Origin of the sequence: Nocardiopsis sp. SBT366 (assembly GCF_001083815.1) — a bacterium.
GTDB lineage: Bacteria > Actinomycetota > Actinomycetes > Streptosporangiales > Streptosporangiaceae > Nocardiopsis > Nocardiopsis prasina.
On the sequence record NZ_LAVM01000162.1, the window covers coordinates 1 to 2,167 of the forward strand.

At 70.7% G+C, this 2,167-nt stretch carries 2 protein-coding genes; one reads left to right on the plus strand and one right to left on the minus strand.

All coding sequences use genetic code 11. The annotated features are described in order from the left end of the window. Positions 1-61 precede the first annotated feature (61 nt). The gene (locus ADX84_RS24985; RefSeq protein ID WP_049579936.1) at positions 62-1,039 is read left to right on the plus strand and encodes a DUF2332 domain-containing protein; all 978 of its coding nucleotides are present in this window, start codon (positions 62-64) and stop codon (positions 1,037-1,039) included. Between the two features lie 59 nt (positions 1,040-1,098). Here ADX84_RS24985 and ADX84_RS24990 read toward each other — a convergent pair whose 3' ends face one another. Beyond that, on the minus strand, positions 1,099-2,082 hold the full coding sequence (locus tag ADX84_RS24990) for an adenosine deaminase (protein WP_049579934.1): 984 nt from the start codon (positions 2,080-2,082) through the stop codon (positions 1,099-1,101). Positions 2,083-2,167 lie beyond the last annotated feature (85 nt).

The window sequence follows — 2,167 nt, forward strand, 5'->3', positions numbered from 1 at the left end:
GGCTGACCCGGGGGCGGTAGGTTGCCGCGCACCTGGTGTCTTCGTGGAGGAGGGTGTGACGGTGAGTGCTGACACGGCGGCCGAGCGCGCACGGGTCGCCGACCGGTACCGGTGGTTGGCGAGCAGCTACGCGCGTGGGGGTTCGCCCGACTACGAGCGCATCGCCCTGGGGGTGGCCCGGGACGCGCGGACACAGGACCTGGTGCTGAGCCTGCCGGAGGGGAACAATCGCCAACCCAACCTGCTGCTGGGGGCGGTGCGCTACCTGGGTGGGCCGACCGGGACCTGGGAGGGGTTCCGGGTGTGGGTGGAGGAGCACTGGGAACGGGTGCGCGGGGTGGTGATGGCGCGCATGACCCAGACCAACGAGGTGCGCCGGTGCGCGACGCTGTTGCCGGTCCTGGCGCGGCTGGAGGGTCCGTTGGCACTGGTCGAGGTGGGGGCCTCGGCGGGGCTGTGCCTGTACCCGGACCGGTACCGCTACTCCTACGACGGGGGTGCTCCCCTGGGGCCGAGGGAGAGCCCGGTGCTGTTGGAGTGCCGCACCAGCGGTGGGGTGCCTCTGCCCGGGCGGGTGCCGCACGTGGTGTGGCGGGCGGGGTTGGACCTGAACCCGCTGGACGCCGCGGACGAGGGCGACGCGCGCTGGTTGGAGTCGCTGGTCTGGCCAGGGGAGCACCGGCGCGAGCGGGTGGAGCGGTTGCGGGCGGCGGCGTCGGTGGTGGCGGCCGATCCGCCGGTGATGGTGGCGGGGAACCTGGTGGAGGCTCTGCCGGAGCTGGCGGCGCGGGCGCCTGAGGGGGCGACGTTGGTGGTGTTCCACAGTGCGGTGGCGGCCTACCTGTCCGAGGGTGGGCGCGCGGATCTGGAGCGGCTGATGGGCGGGTTGCCGGGGCACTGGGTGTCCAACGAGGGGTGGCGGGTCTTCCCGGACTGGGAGGGGGCGCGGCCGCCGGTGGAGAACGACTTCACGTTGGCGGTGGATGGTCGGGTGGTGGCCTATACGGGGGAGCACGGTCAGTCGTTGACCTGGCGGTGATCGGTCGAACGTCGAAGGGGCCTCGCGTGTGCGCGAGGCCCCTTCGACGTTGTGTGGGGTCAGAAGGTGTAGGCGTCGACTTCGGCGAGCAGGGCCTGGCGGCGTTCCTCGGGCAGGAAGGAGGCGGTGAAGGAGTTGCGGGCCAGGGTGCGCAGGTGGTCGTGGTCCAGGCCCAGGTGTTCCTGGAGGCCGAGGTAGTTGTCGTGGACGTAGCCGCCGAAGTAGGAGGGGTCGTCGGAGTTGACGGTGACGAGCAGGCCGGCGTCCATGAGGGTGGGCAGGGGGTGGTCGGCGAGGGTGTCGACGGCGCGCAGGCGCACGTTGGAGAAGGGGCAGACGGTGAGAGGGGTCTGGGTGGTGGCCAGGTGGGTGACCAGGGTGGGGTCGTCCAGGCAGCGGATGCCGTGGTCGATGCGTTCGGCGCCCAGGAGGTTGAGGGCCTGCCAGATGTAGTCGGCGGGGCCTTCCTCTCCGGCGTGGGCGACGCGGCGCAGTCCGAGTTCGGCGGCGGCTTGGAAGACCTCGGTGAACTTCTCGGGTGGGTTGCCGACCTCGGCGGAGTCCAGGCCGACGGCGCTGATGTGGTGCAGGTGGGGGCGGGCGGCGTTGAGGGTGTCCATGGCTTCGTTGGCGGGGCGGTCGCGCAGGAAGCACAGGATGAGGCTGGTGGAGATGTTGTGGCGTTCGAGGCTGGTGTCCAGGGCGGCGGCCAGGCCGTTGATGACGGTGTCCAGGGGGATGCCGCGGTTGGTGTGGGCCTGGGGGTCGAAGAAGATCTCGGCGTGGCGGACGCCCTGGGTGGCGGCGCGGGTGAGGTAGGCCTCGGCGAGGTCGTGGAAGTCGGCTTCGGTGCGCAGGACGTCCATGAGTTCGTAGTAGAGGTTCAGGAAGGACTGGAGGTCGGTGAAGGAGTAGGCGTCGCGCAGGGCCTGGATGTCGGTGTGGGGCAGGGTGATGCCGTTGCGGTCGGCGAGGTGGAAGGCGAGTTCGGGCTCCAGGGTGCCTTCGATGTGGAGGTGGAGTTCGGCTTTGGGGATGGCCATGGCAGCCGGGTGCCCTTTCTTCGGGTGGTGTGGGTTGTTGGCCATTGTGGCTGATGGCGGGGGGTGGGTTGGTCTGCGGTGGGTG